Source organism: Cognataquiflexum nitidum, assembly GCF_022538055.1.
In the GTDB taxonomy this organism is placed as follows: Bacteria; Bacteroidota; Bacteroidia; order Cytophagales; family Cyclobacteriaceae; genus Cognataquiflexum; species Cognataquiflexum nitidum.
Map to the genome: position 1 here is coordinate 1 of NZ_JAKZAM010000011.1, position 19,134 is coordinate 19,134.

Annotated in this window: 18 protein-coding genes; 9 read left to right on the forward strand and 9 right to left on the reverse strand. The window is 42.7% G+C overall.

Going from position 1 to position 19,134, the window contains the following annotated elements; all coding sequences use genetic code 11:
• On the forward strand, positions 1 to 256 hold a 256-nt coding region (locus tag MMU07_RS09080), incomplete at its 5' end, for a hypothetical protein (RefSeq protein ID WP_241125553.1).
• Positions 257 to 333: 77 nt separating this feature from the next.
• On the opposite strand, the gene MMU07_RS09085 is transcribed toward MMU07_RS09080, so the two are convergent.
• Together MMU07_RS09085 and MMU07_RS09090 are read right to left on the reverse strand one after the other, a co-directional pair.
• Positions 334 to 708, reverse strand: coding sequence for a GxxExxY protein (locus MMU07_RS09085; RefSeq protein ID WP_241125554.1), 375 nt, complete (start codon positions 706 to 708; stop codon positions 334 to 336).
• 174 nt (positions 709 to 882) lie between these two features.
• A complete protein-coding gene (locus tag MMU07_RS09090) occupies positions 883 to 1,986 on the reverse strand; it encodes a Gfo/Idh/MocA family protein (protein ID WP_241125555.1) in 1,104 nt (367 codons plus the stop codon).
• A gap of 137 nt (positions 1,987 to 2,123) precedes the next feature.
• Between MMU07_RS09090 and MMU07_RS09095 the strand changes: the two genes are divergently transcribed.
• The gene (locus MMU07_RS09095) at positions 2,124 to 2,573 is read left to right on the forward strand and encodes a GlcG/HbpS family heme-binding protein (RefSeq protein WP_241125556.1); all 450 of its coding nucleotides are present in this window, start codon (positions 2,124 to 2,126) and stop codon (positions 2,571 to 2,573) included.
• 140 nt (positions 2,574 to 2,713) lie between these two features.
• Here MMU07_RS09095 and MMU07_RS09100 read toward each other — a convergent pair whose 3' ends face one another.
• Positions 2,714 to 4,348: a carboxylesterase/lipase family protein gene (locus tag MMU07_RS09100; RefSeq protein WP_241125557.1), complete on the reverse strand. Its 1,635-nt coding sequence runs from the start codon at positions 4,346 to 4,348 to the stop codon at positions 2,714 to 2,716.
• A gap of 96 nt (positions 4,349 to 4,444) precedes the next feature.
• Here MMU07_RS09100 and MMU07_RS09105 point away from each other — a divergent pair, with 96 nt between their 5' ends.
• The 6 genes from MMU07_RS09105 (at position 4,445) to MMU07_RS09130 (ending at position 13,205) form a co-directional block, all read left to right on the forward strand.
• Complete coding sequence (locus tag MMU07_RS09105) at positions 4,445 to 5,149, forward strand: NUDIX hydrolase (protein ID WP_241125558.1); 705 nt, start codon at positions 4,445 to 4,447, stop codon at positions 5,147 to 5,149.
• A 90-nt stretch (positions 5,150 to 5,239) separates the two neighbouring features.
• Complete coding sequence (locus tag MMU07_RS09110; protein ID WP_241125559.1) at positions 5,240 to 8,386, forward strand: VPS10 domain-containing protein; 3,147 nt, start codon at positions 5,240 to 5,242, stop codon at positions 8,384 to 8,386.
• Between the two features lie 113 nt (positions 8,387 to 8,499).
• Positions 8,500 to 9,084 (forward strand): YceI family protein, encoded by a 585-nt coding sequence (locus MMU07_RS09115; protein ID WP_241125560.1) that lies wholly within the window; start codon positions 8,500 to 8,502, stop codon positions 9,082 to 9,084.
• Between the two features lie 139 nt (positions 9,085 to 9,223).
• Positions 9,224 to 10,948: a single-stranded-DNA-specific exonuclease RecJ gene (gene recJ / locus MMU07_RS09120; RefSeq protein ID WP_241125561.1), complete on the forward strand. Its 1,725-nt coding sequence runs from the start codon at positions 9,224 to 9,226 to the stop codon at positions 10,946 to 10,948.
• 2 nt (positions 10,949 to 10,950) lie between these two features.
• Positions 10,951 to 11,688, forward strand: coding sequence for an LPS export ABC transporter ATP-binding protein (lptB, locus tag MMU07_RS09125; protein ID WP_241125684.1), 738 nt, complete (start codon positions 10,951 to 10,953; stop codon positions 11,686 to 11,688).
• Positions 11,688 to 13,205 carry a GH3 auxin-responsive promoter family protein gene (locus tag MMU07_RS09130; RefSeq protein ID WP_241125562.1) on the forward strand — a complete coding sequence of 506 codons (1,518 nt, stop codon included), beginning with the start codon at positions 11,688 to 11,690 and terminating at the stop codon, positions 13,203 to 13,205. The genes lptB and MMU07_RS09130 overlap by 1 nt, the downstream gene beginning before the upstream one ends.
• A gap of 35 nt (positions 13,206 to 13,240) precedes the next feature.
• On the opposite strand, the gene MMU07_RS09135 is transcribed toward MMU07_RS09130, so the two are convergent.
• The 3 genes from MMU07_RS09135 to MMU07_RS09145 form a co-directional block, all read right to left on the reverse strand.
• Positions 13,241 to 14,062, reverse strand: a complete 822-nt coding sequence (locus tag MMU07_RS09135) for a KilA-N domain-containing protein (protein ID WP_241125563.1) — start codon at positions 14,060 to 14,062, stop codon at positions 13,241 to 13,243.
• A gap of 143 nt (positions 14,063 to 14,205) precedes the next feature.
• The gene (mtgA, locus tag MMU07_RS09140) at positions 14,206 to 14,901 is read right to left on the reverse strand and encodes a monofunctional biosynthetic peptidoglycan transglycosylase (RefSeq protein WP_241125564.1); all 696 of its coding nucleotides are present in this window, start codon (positions 14,899 to 14,901) and stop codon (positions 14,206 to 14,208) included.
• Between the two features lie 5 nt (positions 14,902 to 14,906).
• Positions 14,907 to 15,725, reverse strand: coding sequence for a class I SAM-dependent methyltransferase (locus tag MMU07_RS09145; protein ID WP_241125565.1), 819 nt, complete (start codon positions 15,723 to 15,725; stop codon positions 14,907 to 14,909).
• A gap of 188 nt (positions 15,726 to 15,913) precedes the next feature.
• Here MMU07_RS09145 and MMU07_RS09150 point away from each other — a divergent pair, with 188 nt between their 5' ends.
• Entirely contained in the window at positions 15,914 to 16,381 is a 468-nt protein-coding gene (locus MMU07_RS09150; protein WP_241125566.1) for a MaoC family dehydratase, read from the forward strand.
• Positions 16,382 to 16,582: 201 nt separating this feature from the next.
• On the opposite strand, the gene MMU07_RS09155 is transcribed toward MMU07_RS09150, so the two are convergent.
• Genes MMU07_RS09155 through MMU07_RS09165 form a run of 3 tightly spaced genes read right to left on the reverse strand, consistent with a single transcriptional unit; the run spans position 16,583 to position 19,108 of the window.
• Positions 16,583 to 17,308 carry a tRNA threonylcarbamoyladenosine dehydratase gene (locus tag MMU07_RS09155; protein WP_241125567.1) on the reverse strand — a complete coding sequence of 242 codons (726 nt, stop codon included), beginning with the start codon at positions 17,306 to 17,308 and terminating at the stop codon, positions 16,583 to 16,585.
• Positions 17,305 to 17,979 carry a TatD family hydrolase gene (locus MMU07_RS09160; protein WP_241125568.1) on the reverse strand — a complete coding sequence of 225 codons (675 nt, stop codon included), beginning with the start codon at positions 17,977 to 17,979 and terminating at the stop codon, positions 17,305 to 17,307. The genes MMU07_RS09155 and MMU07_RS09160 overlap by 4 nt, the downstream gene beginning before the upstream one ends.
• Positions 17,972 to 19,108, reverse strand: a complete 1,137-nt coding sequence (locus MMU07_RS09165) for an amidohydrolase (RefSeq protein ID WP_241125569.1) — start codon at positions 19,106 to 19,108, stop codon at positions 17,972 to 17,974. Before MMU07_RS09165 ends, MMU07_RS09160 begins: the two co-directional genes overlap by 8 nt.
• Between the last annotated feature and the right edge of the window lie 26 nt (positions 19,109 to 19,134).

Genomic DNA, 19,134 nt, shown 5'->3' on the forward strand with positions numbered 1-19,134 from the left:
ACAAATGAATTTTCCGAGGATCTGTCTGCGTCGCTCTGCGCGATCTGCGGGCTGTATTTTTGTTCCCGCAGATGGCGTAGACTTTCGCAGAAAAAATGGAGGAAACAAAATTTACAAGCAACTATCTACTTCAATCCGCGTGACACTTAGGGTCTATAAATTTTCTCCCGCAGATGGCGCAGACTTTCGCAGAAAAAGTCGAGGGACAAAAAAACAAATGAATTTTCCGAGGATCTGTCTGCGTCGCTCTGCGTGATCTGCGGGCTGTATTTTTGTTCCCGCTGATGTCGCAGACCCTGGAAGAAAGAATGCGTGAACTGTATAATGTAGTAATTAAAGATCCATTACTTTTCTAAAGATTCCATTTTCGATTTCGGACTCATTAAAATTTACTAGGATTCCCAATTTCTTTCTACTCAGTTTCAAATAGGTGAGTAATTGTTTGTGATGGATTGCTGATAACTCAAAAACAGATTTTACTTCAATTATAACTTTATCTTCAACCAATAGGTCAAGTCGATATTGGCCAAGCAATTCTTCATCATAAAGTATTGGTAAAAAGACTTGCCGCTCCACTTTAAGACCTTTTTTTCTTAGCTCATATTCCAAGGCCAATTCATAGGTAGATTCCAAAAGTCCCGGCCCAAGTTTTTTAAACACTTGAAAAATCGCCCCTCTTACCAAATAAGAAATTTCGTTTTCATGCATGACTAAAAATAACATTTTTCAATAAATCCACCTTTCTTTTTAAAGAATGAATAAAAGATCAAAATTGTCTGCGTCGATCTGCGTGATCTGCGGGCTGTATTTTTGTTCCCGCAGATTTCGCAGACTACCGTAGAAAGGGTCTAAGAAAATCTGCGTCATCCGCGGGAAAATAAATCAAATCATTACTTTTTGTACTTTCTTGGCGGATTCGAGGATGGCATTGACGATGCGGATATCTCTCAATCCTTCTTCGCCCGGAACAGGCATTGGCTTGCCTCCCATGATGGCCAAGGAATCCATGTCCATTTGGTTGGCTTGTTGCCAAGGCACCTGGTAAGGGAAATTGATTTCACCCAATGGACTCTTTCCTTTGTTGCCCGAATAGGCCGAAAACGGTGCCATTTCGATTAATCCTTTTTCACATTTGATGTTGAGGAAGTTGGTATTTTCAGCAAAGGAAGTCTTGATATTGCCGATCACACCACCAGGAAATTCCAGTTGGGCCTCCACGATTTCCCCCAAACCATCTTTGTAAATTTCAGGCCTTTCGGTCCATACTTTCGCAGCGTTGACAGCGATAGGTTCCATGCCGCTGCCCAATCTTGCTCCCTGAATGGCATATACGCCCATGTCAAAAATCACACCTCCACCCATTTCACGTTTTTGTTTCCAATGGTCTGTCCGTCCTTCTCTATAACCTGCTGCACAATCCACCTGGAGAACTTTGCCTAGCTGACTTTCCTTGACTATTTTTTGGTAAGCAAGGGTGTTTGGTTCGTGCTGACAACGGTAACCTATCGAAAGACTCACCTTATTTTTTTTGCAGGCATCGATCATAGTCTGACATTCCTGTACAGTCATTGCCATGGGTTTTTCACACCATACATGTTTGCCCGTGGCGGCAGCCTTAACCACATATTCCATGTGCATCGAAGGTGGAAGGACAATATAGATCACATCGATATCAGGATTATTGGCAATGCCAGACATGTTTTCATAGTTGTATATGTTCTTGTCCGGGATGTTGTATTTGGCTTTCCAGGTTTCTGCTTTAGCGGGAGTCCCAGTAACGATTCCGGCTAGGCGGCAGTGCTTGGTAATCTGGAGTCCGGGCGCAAGTAAGTCGGTGCTATAGTAACCCAATCCCACCAAGGCGACCCCTAGTTTATCTTTTCTCAAAGGATTGCATGATGCTATCAGATTAAGTGGAGAGAGTAGGCTGGCTCCTGTGACAAGCGATAGCGTTTTGAGGGTATCCCTCCTGTTGAAGTTTTTCATATTTAATAGGTTTATGGTTAATCTTTGATGAGTAAGATCTTAACATCTTCAATTTAGCCATTTTTGGACTATAGTTCAAAAAAATCATTAAATTAGAAGGGAATCCGATTTTCCACCAAATCCAAAATACTATGAAAATGCTCTTACTAACCGTTTTATTCCTCCTTCCGGTTTTTGCTTTTGCCCAAGGAACACATAAACCAGTACTTACTTTAGAAGACGCCAAGCGGATGGCTGACGCAGCCGAAGCCAAAGCCAAACAGGAAAACTGGAATGTGGTGATTGCGATTTTGGATGATGGCGGACATCTGATTACGCTGAGAAGGATGGATGGGGTTCAGTTGGGGAGCATTGACTTGGCACAGACCAAAGCCAAAACCGCTGTTTTTTACAAAAGAGCATCTAAGGTTTTTGAAGATCAGGTCACACAGGGAAATAACCGTCCTTTATCCATGCCGAATGTTTTTGCTTCGGAGGGAGGAGTTCCCATCATAAAGGATGGAGTAGTAATCGGGGCAATCGGGGTTTCAGGAGTGACTTCTGTTCAGGATGGGATAGTTGCAGCTGCGGGGTTGGGAGTGTTGTAAGGCTCTCTTGATCTAATTAAAATTTTTATCTTAAAATCATTCATGGAAGGTTTTATATAATCATTCAAAAAATCATAGTGGGCGCAAAAAAATCCCCTTCTGATATTGTCAGAAGGGGTATGGTTTAATAGGGAGTAAAATTATTTGTTGTTCTTGAAGAACCTGTCATGAAACCGGTACCGTGCATCATTGGTGGCCTTGACAGTTTTGGATTCTGTATTGATCACCATCACAGGAGGATTGTCATCTTTAGGCAATGCTTTGGGCCATTGAGGTAGGCCTTCACCATTGGGATTTCCTGTTTTCACAAAGTTAGTGAAGAATTCCAGCATGGTTTCTGACGTTTTGTAATCATCCTCAGTCCATGCAAATTCTTTGATACGGTCAAGATTTCCCATGGCATATTCGATTTCGGCGGCATGTGGAGCGCCGAGATCTTTTGGTCTTGGAGGCGTATTGTTTGCTCTTTTGGAAGTTCCCCCGGCTAGGCCTGTTTCCAAAGTTTGATCCACCAAAGGCGGTCTCAGTTTGGCATAAAGGTATCGGTAAACCGCTTGGTCGGAGTTGCTGCGGTGAAGGTCAAACCACTTCCAAGTGCTGTAAGAAATAAACCTGTCACCGGCCAAATCCATGGCCGAGTAAGCCACCTGCTCTTCGGTCTCATGTGGATACAGTTTCAACACTTCCTCAAAATCATTGGGATAGGCCTGCTTAACTTTGGTGATGAAATTTTCTTTGGTATTAGGTAAACCCTGCATAAATGCTGTGGCGGGATTTTCCTGTGTATTCCAACCCAAAAGCAAAGGAACCTGTGCCTGCTCTCTTGCATTGAATATTTCCACCAAACTTTTTGGAAGTACATGTCCATCAAGGACTACAGGGAATCCAAACCTGCCTGATTCATTGTACATCTCATAAATATCGCGGGCAGGCATTTTTCTCATTTCGGCAATGCTTTTGACACCGAATTTCTGCAGAAATTCTACTCCGATTTTTTCAGCTTCTGCCAGAGTCGTCGGGGCCAAAGCTGAAACACCAGAACCGCTTTCGCCGATTGCTCCGGCAATCAGGTTTCGGGACAATGGAGAGGCCATTTGGTAACTGACAGCAATTGAGCCCGCAGATTCCCCTGCAATCGTAACCTTTTTTGGATCTCCTCCAAAAGCGGCAATGTTTTCATTGACCCATTTCAGGGCCATTGCTTGGTCCAACAAGGCGTAGTTTCCCGAAGCTTGGTAAGGGGCTTCAGCACTGAGTTCAGGATGTGCAAGGAAACCAAAGATGTTGAGTCGGTAGTTGACTGTCACGACGACGACTCCTTTTTTGGCCATGCTTTCACCGTCATACCGCGGCTCGGCACCGTCACCTGCCACGAATCCCCCTCCGAAGAAATAGACCAAAACCGGCAAATCTTTGCTCGTTCTGGTGGTGGGAGTCCAAATATTCAAGTAAAGACAATCTTCACTCACGCCGTTTGAGCGGGAATTCATATCGCCCCAAATAAGCTTCTGCATGGGTCGGGGTCCAAATTCTTTGGTGACCTTCACTCCGCTCCAATTTTCCAATGGTTGCGGCGCTTTCCATCTCAAATCCCCAACAGGAGGCTTGGCAAATGGAACACCGAAATAGGTTTGTATGCCGGTTTTTGTATTGTAATCACCTTCGATGGTGCCGTTTTTGATCGTTGTTTGTACAGGAAACGCGTCTTTTCCCTGAGCCAGCAATGCATATGAACTCATAAAGAAGAAAACAAGAGTGATGAGGCTATTTTTCATATTGGTTTAAATCTATTGTTTCACTTTGAGACAATAATAATTGTTTGTTAACATTTTTCCTATTTACTTGAAGGATTATTCATTCGCACCCAAAGTATGACAGTCCTTGAAACGAAGGGTTTTTTGCCCCATATCGCATTTGATTCGGTTATTTTTGGTTTCTCAAAAGGAAAGTTGAAAATCCTCCTTATGGAATACCATGATACAGGCTGGCTTGCTTTGCCCGGAGGTTTTGTAAGAAAAAACGAAGACCTTGATGAGGCCGCAAAACGCGGACTGAAAGAAAGAACTGGTCTGGACAATATCTACCTGGAGCAGTTTTATACTTTTGGAAACATGGCAAGGTTCAAACCTGAGGTAATGCAGACAATCTTGGAAGCGAACGGTTTCTTTTTAGATCCGGACCATTGGATGCTGGACAGGTTTATTTCAGTTTCTTATTTTGCTTTGATAGATTTTGAAAAGGTAATCCTTACTCCGGATGAATTGTCAGATTCTATTGCATGGTATGAAATTGAAAATTTGCCTGAACTCATATTGGACCACAATGCCATCGTGTCAAAAGCGTTGCAGACCTTGAGGGAAAATCTGGAAAGGAAGCTTATTGGTGGAAATTTGCTCCCGGAGCGGTTTACGATGAATGAATTGCAGCAAGTCTATGAAGCTATTTTTGGCCAAAAACTCCGAAGGACTACCTTTCAGAGAAAAATGCTCGGATTGGATATTCTTGAAAGGCATGAAAAACTATACACCGGCAAAAGCCATAAAGCCCCGTATCTTTATAGTTTTAGGAAGGTCTAGATTCTCAAATATCCTGAGATTCAAACTCTGCATTATATTTTCTAAATTTTTTTCACCAAATTCAAAAACACCAATCAACCATACAGTAGAATGAAAAAACTAATATTATTTGGCATGATACTGTTCATGTCAATTCCTTCTTTTTCCCAAAGAGGAAAAAACACTCCACCGCCCCCTCCGGTATTCGATGCAGAATTGTATCAAGGACTCAAATGGAGAAACATTGGACCATTTAGGGGAGGCAGGTCTAATGCCGTCTCCGGAGTGTCTAACAATGACCAGGAATTTTTTGTAGGCTACACCGGTGGCGGACTTTGGAAAACAGAAAATGCTGGCATCTCTTGGCATAATGTATCCGATGGTTTTTTCAAAACAGGAACCGTGGGAGATATTGCAGTAAGTGAATCAGACCCAAATGTCATCTATGTCGGAATGGGCGAACATGCGATCCGAGGGGTGATGACCTCTTATGGGGATGGCATTTATAAATCCACAGACGGCGGCAAAACCTGGAAAAATATGGGTCTGGAAAAGACTAGGCATATTTCTGATGTCATGATCCATCCCAATAATCCTGATGTTGTTTTTGTGGCAGCCCAAGGTGCGGCACATGGGCCAAGTGAGGAAAGGGGTATTTATAAAAGTACTGATGGAGGGATTACATGGGCAAAAGTATTGTATGTGGATCCAAATACGGGAGCTTCCTCCTTGAGTATGGATTTTAACAATCCCAGGATTTTGTATGCCGCTACATGGGAATACCGCAGGTTGCCTTGGCAGGTACAAAGTGGCGGGGCAGGTTGTGGTATCTGGAAATCCGTGGATGGTGGAGATACATGGGCAAAAATCAATACTGGACTTCCTGCGGAAATGGGGAAAATCGGTGTAAGTGTCTCAAGGGCCAATTCAGAAAGGGTTTTTGCCATTGTGGAAGCTGAGAAATCGGTAGCCGGTGTCTATCGCTCGGATAATGGAGGCGAGACTTGGACACATATGACAAACAACCAATTGCTTACCTCAAGGTCTTGGTATTATATGGAAGTGGAGGCTGACCCGGTCAATGCCGATGTGGTCTATGTACTCAATTCCCCTTTGACCAAATCGATCGATGGAGGCAAAAATTTCACGGTAGTACCTGTCAGGCATATTGATACACATGACCTTTGGATCAATCCAAAAAACCCATCCAATATGATTTTGGGAGACGATGGCGGTGCTGAAATCACCTATGACGGTGGCAAAAGCTGGTCTACGCAAGACAATCAACCATCCGCCCAATTTTACAGGGTCAATGTAGATGCAGGATTTCCCTATAAACTCTATGCAGGGCAGCAGGACAATACTTCCCTGGTCATCGCCAGCAGAAACAATTACATCGGATTGACAGATAAGGATTGGTTTATCGGCCCGGGTTGTGAATCGGCTTTCATTGCTTTTGACCCAAATAACCCTGTTTTGCTTTATGGGGGATGTTATCAAGGATTGATTGATGTTCTCAATACCCAAAATGGGCACAGCAAAGATATCCGGCAATACCCCTCCAATATTTTGGCTTATGATGCCAAGGATATGAGGTATCGTTTCAATTGGAATGCGCCGGTAATTGCTTCTCCCCATGATTACAACACCATTTACCACGGTGGCAATATCCTGTTCAAAACTTCTGACGGAGGCTTGTCTTGGGAAGAAATCAGTCCTGACCTCACCCGAAATGAGGAATCAAAACAAGGGCCGGGTGGGGCACCGATCACCAATGAAGGTGCCGGCGGAGAAAACTACAACACCTTAAGTTATGTCATAGAATCTATTCATGAAAATGGAGTGATTTATACAGGAAGTGATTGTGGTCTGGTTCATATCACCAAGGATGGCGGAAAAACCTGGGAAAATATTACCCCTGCTAGTTTACCCGAAAGTCTGATCCAATCCATTGAAGTTTCCCCTCATGACAAAGGAACCGCATATGTGGCCGCCACCCGCTACAAATTCAATGATTTTTCCAATATGTCATTTAAGACTACTGACTATGGAAAAACCTGGACAAAAATAGATGCAGGAGTTGACAAAGATGATTTTATTAAGGTGATCCGAGAGGACCGAAAAGTCAAAGGCCTTTTATATGGAGGAGCAGAGAGGGGTTTTTATATTTCTTTTAATGGTGGATCGAACTGGCAAAAACTGCAATTGAATCTTCCGGTAGTTCCGGTCACAGACATTGCTTTTGCGGACAATGACATGGTTGTTTCCACGGCGGGAAGGGCATTTTGGATTTTGGATGACCTCAGTGCCCTTCAGCAGTCTAAAGGGAATTTCTCAGGCTTGAAAATTTATTCCCCAAAGCCAACGTACAAGTACGAAGGATACACGCCTTCTTGGATGGATCTTCCTCCGGGAATCGGTGAAAACCCTGCGACGGGCGTGATATTGGATTACTATTTGCCCGAAAAAATTGACTCATTGGAAGTGACACTTGAGATTATCGACGGGTCGGGCAAAGTGATCCGGTCATATTCTTCGATTAAGGATGAGAATTTCAAGCCTTTTTCTGGTGGGCCTTCTCCCGAACAGGTGATTCCCTCCAAAAAAGGATTGAACAGGTTTGCATGGAATTTTAGAGGTGAAACCCTCTTGGCCATTCCCAATGCCTTTGTCTATGGGGATTATAGTGGACACCGCGTAGCACCAGGAAAATACAAAGCTAGGCTAAGTTACAACGGGGCCATATCTGAGACCGAAATAGAGGTAGTGCAGGACCCAAATCTCAAAAACATCAGCTCTCAACATTGGAAGGATCAGCAGGAATTGCTCGAAAAAGCAGCCTTGTCCATAACCGATATCCACCAATCCGTGAATGACATGAGAAAAGTCAAAAGTCAGATAGAGCACCACAATTCATTGTTGAAAGATAAAGAAGATGCGAAAGCACTGTATCAGGCCGGACAGGATTTGATTCAAAAATTGGTTGATTGGGAAGCCAAACTTGTCGAAACCCGACAAGCTAATTTCCAGGATGTCATCAATTTCCCGAGTCAGTTAAATGCCCAATACTTTGACTTAAGGAGTACTGTAGATGTACATGACCCAAGATTGACGGCAGGATCCAAGCAGCGCTTATTGGACCTGGACCAAGAATGGCTGGGGTATAAATTGGATTTGAAGAAGCTTATAGATAATGACATCAAGGAGTACAATGAGAAATTTAAGTTACAGAATCTTCCTGCTGTGATATTTAATTGATCTTTTGAAAAAAAAAACAACTGTGTTAAACTATTTACGTTTAGACTAGTCTAAAAGAGAGGTTTTCAAAACCTCTCTTTTACATTTACTCTAAACCAAAACAATTACAGATCATGAAAATTATTACCTCATTGCTCATTTTAATTACTTCAGTATTCACTTTTGTGGATAGCCCTGTTCCGGCTACGGTAAGTATTTCTGAAAGTACCCTCACTTGGAAAGCCAAGAAAGTTACGGGCGAACATTTCGGTAAAGTGCCTTTGGCAAATGCCAAGTTAGATTATGCCAATGGAAAGATCACCGGTGGCTCTTTTGAAATGGATATGACGGCATTGACTGTGGAAGACATTACAGACGCGGGTTCAAACAAAAGATTGACGGATCATTTAAAGTCAGATGACTTTTTTTCAGTGGAGAAATTCAATAAATCAAAATTTGTTATCAAGCAGGCTAAAACTTCTAATGGCAAGGATTATGAAATCACCGGTGACTTGACCATCAAAGGAATTACCGCTCCTGTTTCTTTTCCTGCGAAAGTTGAAGTCACGGGAAATAAAATCATAGCGACGGGTACCATTACTTTTGACAGGACAAAATATGATATCAAATACCGTTCAGGAAGTTATTTTGAAGATCTGGCTGACAAACTGATCTATGATGATGTCAATTTGGATGTCAAATTGGTAGCAATGAATTGACAAAACGAATACCATAAAAAGCCTAATTCTGAATCTGGAATTAGGCTTTTTTTATTTTTTGATCCTTTGGGTGTTAATTTTCCTAAATATTTGGCGGTGGCTTCGATATTAAAGGCAAACACTTTAGTAATTTAGCCAAATGGAGTATAAATGGATAATCAGAGAAAATGCAGATCCTAAAGCCGTGGAATCTCTGGGGAAAGAAATCAACCTCAATCAGACCCTTGCAAATATGCTTGTCAATAGAGGCGTGGATACTTTTCAAAAAGCCAAAGATTTTTTCAGACCGGATCCGGACAAATTGCATGATCCTTATCTGATGAAGGACATGGACAAAGCGGTGGAGAGGTTGGCAATGGCCATCGAAAGAGAGGAAAAAATACTTGTATACGGAGATTACGACGTAGATGGCACTACCTCTGTGGCCATGTTTTATGGATTTTTGAAGCAATTTTATTTCCATGTCAGTTTTTATATACCCGATAGGTACAAAGAGGGATACGGTATTTCCGAGAAAGGTGTACGGTTTGCAGCTGAGAACAATTTCAGTTTGGTCGTTTCCTTGGATTGCGGGATCAAAGCCATAGAAAAGGTAGCTTTGGCCAAAGAGCTTGGAGTCGATTTTATCATTTGTGACCACCATACACCTGGAGATATTCTGCCACCTGCGGTGGCTATTTTGGATCCGAAGAGAAATGACTGCGAATACCCTTACAAGGAATTGAGTGGATGTGGGGTAGGATTTAAATTGATACAGGCATTTTCTGCTTACAGAAAAGACGATCCGGCAAAGGTGATGGCATATCTTGACCTTCTAGCCGTAAGCATCGCCGCCGATATAGTGCCAATTACAGGAGAGAACCGAATTCTGACCTTTTATGGTATCGAGAGGATCAACAACAATCCAAGACCTGGCCTTAAGGCCCTTATCCTGAGGAGCAAAATAGAAAAGGAAATAGAAATTTCAGATATTGTATTCAAAATCGGTCCGAGAATCAATGCCTCCGGGAGGTTGGAACATGCCAAAGCATCTGTAGAGCTTTTGATCTCTGATGATCTTGAGGACGCCCTTGCGAGAGCTGAGATCGTGGATACGGTCAATGCAGCCCGCAAAAACTTTGATGAAAACATCACCAAGGAGGCACTTAGCATGATTCAGGGGATGGAGGAAATCAGTCACAGGAAGACCACGGTGCTATTCAAAGAAGATTGGCACAAAGGTGTAATCGGAATTGTTGCATCAAGGTGTATAGAGAAATATTACCGTCCTACCATTATCCTCACAGAGTCCAACAATAAAGCCACAGGAAGTGCGCGATCGGTTTTTGACTTTGATATCTATGAAGCCATCAGCGAATGCAGCGACCTCTTGGAGCAGTTTGGGGGGCACAAGTACGCTGCGGGACTGACCCTTTCAGTTGCCAATGTTCCGGCGTTTCAGGATAAATTTGAAGCTGTAGTCAGTGCAAGGATTGATGAAATACATATGAAACCTGTCCTTGAGGTGGATGATGAGATCCTGTTGGATCAGATCAATTATAGGTTTTTCAATATTTTGAAACAGATGGCACCATTTGGACCGGGCAATCCTGAACCGATATTTTGTGTAAACCAAGTATATGCCGAAGATGTGCGTGTATTGAAAGACAAACATTTGAGGTTCAATGTGGTGCAGGACGGACAGGAAACCAAACCGGTTTGTATTGCTTTTGGAATGGCTGACAAAACCATTTATCCGGATGAAATTATTTACAAGATGCTGAACCGAAAAATGCGTTTTGATTTGGCTTTTGAAATCCGGGAGAATACTTTTAGGAACAACAGTAGCTTGCAACTGTACGTGAAAGACATAAAATTTGATTGATGATGAAGCTGAGGGCAGACAACCTTGTTAAAATCTACAAAGGCCGGAGGGTGGTCAATAACATTTCCGTGGAGGTACATCAAGGAGAAATCGTGGGTTTGCTTGGACCAAATGGAGCGGGCAAGACCACCTCTTTTTATATGATCGTTGGCTTGATCCAACCAAATGAAGGAGAAATCTTTTTGGAAGACCAAAACATCACCAAACTACCCATGTACAAGAGGGCAAAATTGGGAATCGGCTACCTGGCACAGGAGGCTTCCGTTTTTAGAAAACTTTCGGTGGAGGAAAACATCATGGCGGTTCTCGAAATGACCAACAAAACCAAAGCGGAAAGAAAGGAGAAAATGGAAACGCTTTTGGAGGAATTCAGTCTGACCCATGTACGAAAAAATCTGGGCATGGTACTTTCCGGAGGCGAAAGAAGGCGGACTGAGATTGCAAGGGCTCTTGCTGTGGACCCAAAATTTGTGTTGTTGGATGAGCCTTTTGCAGGCGTAGATCCGATAGCCGTGGAGGAAATCCAAGGCATCGTCGCCAAGCTTAAGACCAAAAATATCGGAATTTTGATCACGGACCATAATGTCAACGAGACCCTTTCCATCACGGACAGGGCTTACCTGATGTTTGAAGGAAAACTGCTCAAGGCTGGAACTGCTGAAGAATTGGCAGCAGATGAGCAAGTGAGAAGGGTGTATTTAGGACAACAATTTGTACTCAAAAGAAAAGTTTTTCACTGATGGAAGTCGTCAACACTTTTATGACCTGGATTTTTAAGAACAGGATAGGTCAAATCGAAAATTTTAAGACAAACCCGATTGAAGTTCAGGATAAACTTTTGGTTGAACTTATCGAAAAAGCAGAAGACACGGAATTTGGAAAAAAGCACAAATTTTCAAAAATCAATTCCTACAGGGATTTTGCAAAACAAGTTCCGATCCATAGCTACGAACAGATAACGCCCTATATCGAGAAGACTATGAAAGGAACCCAAAACGTCCTTTGGCCTTCGGATATCGTATGGTTTTCAAAATCTTCAGGCACTACCTCGAGCAGGAGCAAGTATATTCCTGTTTCGGAAGAATCACTGGAAGACTGTCATTTCAAAGGGGGAAAGGATATGCTTTCTCTATACGTAAGCAACTACCCGGACAGCAAGCTATTCACAGGCAAAAGCCTGAGTATCGGGGGAAGCCTTTCCAAAAATCCATTCAATGGAGAAAGTGAAAGCCAGGTTGGGGACATTTCTGCGGTCATCATGCACAATCTTCCCCTTTGGGTTCAGTTTGCCAGAACCCCGAGTCTGGATGTGGCGCTGATGGGTGAATGGGAATCCAAAATCGAGCGGATGGCAAATGAGGTGATGGATGAAAACGTAGTCAGCATCGCCGGGGTACCGACTTGGACCATCGTCCTGATCCAGAAAATCCTGGAGCTCAAAAACGCCAAAAACATCCTTGATGTCTGGCCCAATTTGGAAGTTTTTTTTCACGGGGCAGTGGCATTTGGTCCTTACCGCAAACTATTCCGGGAGTTGATCCCGTCTTCCAAAATGCGGTATTTGGAAATTTACAATGCCTCAGAAGGTTTTTTTGGAATTCAGGACCAAAAAGAGTCTGAAGAACTTTTGTTGATGTTGGACTATGGGATTTTTTATGAGTTTATTCCAATGGAAGAAATGTCCAAAGCATCGCCAAAGGTATTGCCACTTTCAGCGGTAGAAGTAGGTAAAAACTATGCGATGGTAATCACTACCAATGGTGGTCTCTGGAGATATGCCATCGGTGATACGGTTAAGTTTACCAATACCTCGCCATACCGCATCAAAATCTCCGGCAGGACCAAGCACTTTATCAATGCATTTGGTGAGGAAGTAATCGTAGAAAATGCCGATAAGGCCATTCAAGCAGCAGCAGAAGCGACCAATGCTACCATTACCAATTACACGGCTGCGCCTATATACTTTGGGGATTCAGGAAGCAAAGGTGCCCATGAGTGGATCATAGAGTTCAAGTCAATGCCGGGCAATCAGGATAAATTTACCGAGATGCTTGATTCAACCTTAAGAGAAGTCAATTCAGATTACGATGCCAAGAGGTACAAAGACCTAGCCCTGACAGCACCAAAGATCCATTTTGTCCATGAGGGTGTTTTCGAAAAATGGCTGAAATCTAAAGGCAAATTGGGTGGTCAAAACAAAGTCCCAAGGCTTTCAAATAGCAGGGAATATATTGAGGAAGTGTTGAAGTTGATGTGATACCATCTTCCTGAAGTCAGGAAGATGATCAATTCCTACAATTTTTTCAAACTTTTGTTTCCTACCAATGAATTCATTTGTGTGATAGCGATTTTGTTTAATTGTACCAATCTATCTGATTGTGGCAATCCCTGATGGATCAATACTGCATTGATACCTTCAAGATTGCTCAGGACCACAAGTTGCTCCAAGGATGCAAGGTCTCTGATATTTCCAACTGTATTTGGATTGGCATCGCGCCATTGCCTAGCTGTTATCCCGAACATTGCCACATTCAACAAATCAGCCTCATTGGCATATATATGGCTAATTTGGGTTTTACTCAACTCTTTGGGGATTAAATTTTCTTTGATCGCATCTGTATGGATGTGATAGTTGACCTTTGCCAAGGTCCGCTGCAGGTTCCATTCTAATTTTAGCCTGTTGTTTTCATCGGCTTTCAACCTTTGAAATTCTGTAATCAAATACAGCTTAAACTCTGCACTAATCCAAGATGCAAATTCAAAAGCTATATCCCGGTGAGCAAATGTCCCCCCATACCTACCTGATTTAGAAATAATTCCAACAGCATTAGTGGATTCGATCCATTTCTGAGGTGTTAGAGAAAAACCGTTTGCCCCGGATTCATTTTTAAACGCATCGAATTCGATGCGTTTAAAATTAGGATTGTTTAACTGTTCCCACAATCCGCAAAACTCAATTGCACTTCTTGTTCGCAACCAGTTTTGAATAATGTAATTTGTTCTCTCAGCATCTCTATATCTAGCCATGTCAGTTAAAGAGATATAATCTGAATCATTTTGGGAAACCAAAACGATATCTAGCTTTTCAACCTTGAGTATTCTGTTTTTTGCCATATCAAATAAGATTTATTTCGGGTGATCAAATCAAGCTATTTTGAAATTCTACAATTAGACTCAGCTTAAATAAAAATAACAACTTAGTCCTTTATTTCCTAAAGGAACTCAGTTTTCAAAAATTCAAAACAAAAATCGATTTCTCAACTCCCAAACCCTATCGGAGCAAGGTTATTCATCTGTCGCAAAATCCAGGATTGCCTGCCACGGATATAGCCGGTTGGTTTTGCGGGTGACCAACGGATGGGATTGGGCAATACAGCCGCAATCATAGCCGCCTGCTGACGGGTGAGTTTGGATGCCGGACGGTTATAAAAAGTCTGTGAGGCCGCTTCTATGCCATAAATCCCCGGACCCATTTCGATCACATTGAGATATACTTCCATAATCCGCTCTTTGGTCCAGATAGTTTCTATCAAAAATGTAAAATAAGCTTCCAATCCTTTTCTTATGAGGTTTCTTGATGGCCACAGGAAGACGTTTTTGGCAGTCTGTTGACTGATGGTGCTGGCACCTTTGATTCGCTTTCCTTTTTTATTTTTCTCCCATGCTTCTTCCATTGCCTTCCAGTCAAAGCCATTGTGTTCCAAAAATTTTTGGTCTTCAGCAGCATAGACCGCTTGGGGCATGTGTTTGGAAATATTGTCAATAGATACCCAATCTTTGTATAACCTGACATCCTTCTTTTCGTCCCAAGCCTGTTCCCAAAGTCGGATTACCATCAATGGTGTCACCGGCACTGGGATAAACCTATAAATAAGGGTTAGGCCTATAGAAATGATGAAAAACCAAAGGGCGATTTTAAAAATGAATCGGAAGATTTTCTGGATGAATTTCATGTGGTTTATACAAAAGCGGTGGCTTGGATAAATCTATAATAAAAAACTGAATTTGGCATATTCTGAAGTTCTTCCATGGCGGAAAGCATTTCTTCTATTTGCTTCTCAGTGATCAATCCCTCTGATAACAAGGCGGGAGCACCACTGTTTATCAGGTTTTTCCAATAAGAAAAAACCGTACTTTTTTCATCGGGATGACGGCTGTCAAGGTGAAATCCCCCACTCCTGAGGCTGATGTCACGGTATCCTGATTCGGACAATAGATCACCAAGTTTTGCCCCGACCTGTGGATCGCCTCCAATGTGGACTTGGTATTCGTTGTATATTTTCCAATAATCCATAATGGCGGGCATTATCGGATAGGTGTAGAAAGTTGCGTTGAAAACCTCTGTAATAGAAACCATTGCTCCGGGCTTCAGAAATGGTTTCATACTGATGAGCACTTCGATAGGATTGGGAATGTGCTCCAAAACCCAACAGATAAAAGCCCCATCGTATTGTCTGTTGAGTTTTAGGTTTTTGGCATCCTGATGGATGAATCTCACTTGATCTTCCCCAAAACCTGCCTTGGCCATGTTTTCCTTGGCTTTGGCTATCTGACGGGATTCATATTCCACACCGGTGATAGAAAGATGGGGAAATCTCTTCAGGAGGATTTCGGTCTGTGCACCCACGCCGCTGCCGATTTCGAGCAGTTCCTTTGCCTCCGAAAAATCAATAAAATCATAAATGGGTCTTTCGATCACCAAGGCCTGTTCCCTAAGCCTTTCCTGCTCTTCTTCCTGATAGCCGTGGATGTATTTGGGAGTGGAAGTTCCGCTCATTTTCTGTGGATTATTTCGCAAAGAAAGAAGAATTATTGCGCATTTTAAAACACCTCACTGGTCATATAGATTTGTTTTTAAACTTAGACTATAAGGTTTTTTGGATTCCTTTATTGCTGTTTTCTATATTCGGTTTCCATCACCTGATAAATTTTTTTACCTTTAAATTTTAAATAACATCATTATTCATGGGTAAAATCACGATTGGGAGCTTTGAGGATTTCGAAAAGTATATAGGTCAGGAACTTGGTGTCTCTGACTATCATCAAATTACCCAAGAACAGATCAATCAGTTTGCAGTAGCCACAATCGACCACCAGTGGATCCATACCGATCCCGAACGTGCAAAAAAAGAAGGTGCTTTTGGGGATACCATTGCACACGGCTACCTTACTCTATCCTTGGTGCCTTACCTTTGGGATCAGGTCATCCATGTCAATAACCTCAAAATGATGGTCAATTATGGGATCGAAAGCTTGAGATTTGCCCAGGCTGTATTGGTCAACAATGAAGTCAGACTCAATGCCAACCTGAAAAATGTGGTCAACCTCCGTGGTACTGTCAAAGCAGAAGTCAATGTGAAGTTGGAAATCAAAGACCAAAAGAAACCTGCTTTCACAGGTGTCTTGGTGTTTTTATACCATTTCCAATCCTAAGTTTTTTGGGTTGATTAGTTATCTTACCTGTATTTACACAATGGTGCATGTAAATTAGATCACTATTTTAATTCTTGGTTGCTGACTGAAATGCCCGATACATCCCTGCCCGACGACAGGCGGGGGACTTCCGACTTCGGTCTTCCGTCCTACTGAAGAAAATTATTGAAATCCCGGCAAAGAAGCCCATATCCATTTAAATTAACTTCCCAACAAGTCATTGATGACCACCGATGCTGTGACGCAACCAAAAGTTGCAGGCAAAAAAGACATCGTCCCGTATGCTGATTTTTTGAAATTGCTGCCATCAGTCATCATCAGGCTTTCTTTGATATAGAGTTCAGTGGAAAATACTGCTTTAAAACCTTTGTGGATTTGCTTGGCTTTTAATCTTTTCCTTACCATTTGGGCAAGTTTGCAGCTGTGGGTCTCGGAGATGTCCGCGATTTTTACTTGGGTAGGATCTATTTTGCCTCCTGCACCCATCGAACTTACCAAAGGGAACCCTCTTTTCATCGCGCCTTCTATCAGGTGAAGTTTTGGCAACAGGCTATCGATACAATCCACGACAAAGTCAAATTCATTTTCCTCCAAAAGTTGGGTCATCCTTGCAGGTCTCAGAAACTCCCTGACGACATGTACTTTCAGGTTGGGGTTGATGTTGAGCAATCTTTCTTCCATCCATTCTGCTTTGGATTGGCCGATGTTTTTTTGGGTTGCGGGAAGCTGTCGGTTGCAGTTGCTGATGTCCACCACATCGCCATCGATGATGGTCATCTCACCGATACCACCGCGGCAGATCAGTTCTGCGGCAAAGGAACCGACTCCCCCAAGTCCCACGATCAACACGTGTTTTTTGGACAATTTTTCCAGACCTTCTCTTCCTGTAATCAGTTCGGTCCTCGACAGCCAAGCAAATTCATTCATGTCATTTTCCTATTTGAAATCCGGTTCCAATTTTCTCTCACTTGATGGACAAGCTGCCCGACAGGGATGCCCAAAAGTAAAGAAGCTTGTTGATATATTGCTGAAATCGAAATTTCCGAATTGTCAGTTTCAAAGAAAATCCTATCCAAAGGACATTTCAACAACCATTGTTGGGCATTGGAATCTTGTTTTAAAAGAGCTTTGCCAAAGGAAAAATAAAGCCGAAAGGAAATCAGATTTTCAGCGATTTTGGGTTTTTGATTGTATCCATGCCAAATGATAGCAGGCGGATTGGGATTGTTTTTTAAGAATTCCTGAAGCAAATGGCTCCCTTTGACACAATGCAGGATGATTGGTAATCCAAGCTTTATGGCCAAATCTGCCTGGGCCACAAATGCCTTCATCTGTAGTTTTGGTTCGGGTCCCTTGATCAGGTCAAAGCCACATTCACCGATTGCCAGCAACCGAGGATTTGAGGATGAAGCGACTATTTTTTCCAATTCCTTATCCCAATTCTCGTTCAGATACCAAGGATGAATTCCCCATGAAAAACACTGATCCGGAATGCCTTCATCAGGAAGGACATTGAAAATGCTGAAGACATTACCTTTTTGATGGGTATGGAAATCGGGAAAGTGAACCAAATCGGATTGGAAATTTTGGCTAATCATGGAGTGTCCCGGCAATTTCTGCAAACATGCTGACTCCGGTTTTTATCAGTTCATCGGGAAAATCAAAATTGGATTCATGAAGTTGTGGGTGATCTACTCCTGACCCAAGGCCAAACAACAAGGTTTTGGTATGGGAGGAAAACAGGCCAAAATCTTCCGACCACCTGAACGGTTTTTCGACATGGCGGATATCCAAGTTCAATTTTTTGGCAGCATCCAAACCAATTTGCCATGCTTCGGGATTATTGTGTGTTGCCGCGAAACTTTCTACATAATCAAAAGAAACTACCAACCCATATTCGTCGGCAATTTGTGTAGCCAATTGTTCGGCATAAGAAACCAAGAGGTCTCGGGTTTCATTTTCAAATGCCCTTAAGGTCGCCCTGACCACGGCGGTACCAGGAGTGGTCCCAAAGGCAATACTTCCCAACTCCGCATGTATGACGGTGACAAGGGAAAATTTTTCGATTCCTTGGGGAAGTTTTTCCAATGCCACAATGGTTTTGGCCATGGCCTTGGCTGGGCTATTTCCTGCTTCGGGATGTGCAGAATGCGAGTTTCTACCTTTGAAATGAATACTCATCCCCACGGATGCCGCGGCAAAAGGGCCTTGTTTTATCAAAATTTGATGAAGAGGATATCCGGGAAGATTATGAAGGGCAAAAGCAAAATCAGGTTGGATTTCAGCGAATTTGGGGTCTTTGATCACTGCTTCTGCCCCTTCGCCTGTTTCTTCGGCAGGTTGGAAAAGTAAGACAATCCGTCCTCTTTGGGGCCTATTGGAAGCAAAGTAAGTACCCAAGCCACTGACAATAGCCATGTGTCCATCATGCCCACAGACATGAGAGGTGTTTGGAACTGTACTGAGATGGGAAATGCTGTTTTCCTCTTTGATCGGTAACCCATCCAATTCACAGCGGAACAAAGTGGTCGGCCCTGAATCTTTTCCCTGAAAAACAAAAGCCAAACCTGTTTCTCCAAGTGCTGTGATGGTTTTGTCAGGATGCAATCCGGAGAAAAAGTCTTGGACTCTTTTTGCCGTTTCTTTTTCCTGACCGGAAAGTTCTGGAAATTGGTGAAGGGTTTTTCTGTATTCGGTGAGTTTTTGGATTGTGGGATTGTCGAGCATTTTGTGGGATATTTTCAGAAATTTAA

Excerpts from the sequence above, each read along its gene's own strand:
- MMU07_RS09145 (WP_241125565.1), bottom strand. The coding sequence starts at position 15,725 with ATGAGCGGAACTTCCACTCCCAAATACATCCACGGCTATCAGGAAGAA.
- MMU07_RS09115 (WP_241125560.1), top strand. The coding sequence starts at position 8,500 with ATGAAAATTATTACCTCATTGCTCATTTTAATTACTTCAGTATTCACT.
- MMU07_RS09135 (WP_241125563.1), bottom strand. The coding sequence starts at position 14,062 with ATGGCAAAAAACAGAATACTCAAGGTTGAAAAGCTAGATATCGTTTTG.
- MMU07_RS09085 (WP_241125554.1), bottom strand. The coding sequence starts at position 708 with ATGCATGAAAACGAAATTTCTTATTTGGTAAGAGGGGCGATTTTTCAA.
- MMU07_RS09110 (WP_241125559.1), top strand. The coding sequence starts at position 5,240 with ATGAAAAAACTAATATTATTTGGCATGATACTGTTCATGTCAATTCCT.
- MMU07_RS09150 (WP_241125566.1), top strand. The coding sequence starts at position 15,914 with ATGGGTAAAATCACGATTGGGAGCTTTGAGGATTTCGAAAAGTATATA.
- MMU07_RS09160 (WP_241125568.1), bottom strand. The coding sequence starts at position 17,979 with ATGATTAGCCAAAATTTCCAATCCGATTTGGTTCACTTTCCCGATTTC.
- MMU07_RS09095 (WP_241125556.1), top strand. The coding sequence starts at position 2,124 with ATGCTCTTACTAACCGTTTTATTCCTCCTTCCGGTTTTTGCTTTTGCC.
- MMU07_RS09105 (WP_241125558.1), top strand. The coding sequence starts at position 4,445 with ATGACAGTCCTTGAAACGAAGGGTTTTTTGCCCCATATCGCATTTGAT.
- MMU07_RS09130 (WP_241125562.1), top strand. The coding sequence starts at position 11,688 with ATGGAAGTCGTCAACACTTTTATGACCTGGATTTTTAAGAACAGGATA.
- MMU07_RS09165 (WP_241125569.1), bottom strand. The coding sequence starts at position 19,108 with ATGCTCGACAATCCCACAATCCAAAAACTCACCGAATACAGAAAAACC.
- MMU07_RS09100 (WP_241125557.1), bottom strand. The coding sequence starts at position 4,348 with ATGAAAAATAGCCTCATCACTCTTGTTTTCTTCTTTATGAGTTCATAT.
- MMU07_RS09090 (WP_241125555.1), bottom strand. The coding sequence starts at position 1,986 with ATGAAAAACTTCAACAGGAGGGATACCCTCAAAACGCTATCGCTTGTC.
- lptB (WP_241125684.1), top strand. The coding sequence starts at position 10,951 with ATGAAGCTGAGGGCAGACAACCTTGTTAAAATCTACAAAGGCCGGAGG.
- recJ (WP_241125561.1), top strand. The coding sequence starts at position 9,224 with ATGGAGTATAAATGGATAATCAGAGAAAATGCAGATCCTAAAGCCGTG.
- mtgA (WP_241125564.1), bottom strand. The coding sequence starts at position 14,901 with ATGAAATTCATCCAGAAAATCTTCCGATTCATTTTTAAAATCGCCCTT.
- MMU07_RS09155 (WP_241125567.1), bottom strand. The coding sequence starts at position 17,308 with ATGAATGAATTTGCTTGGCTGTCGAGGACCGAACTGATTACAGGAAGA.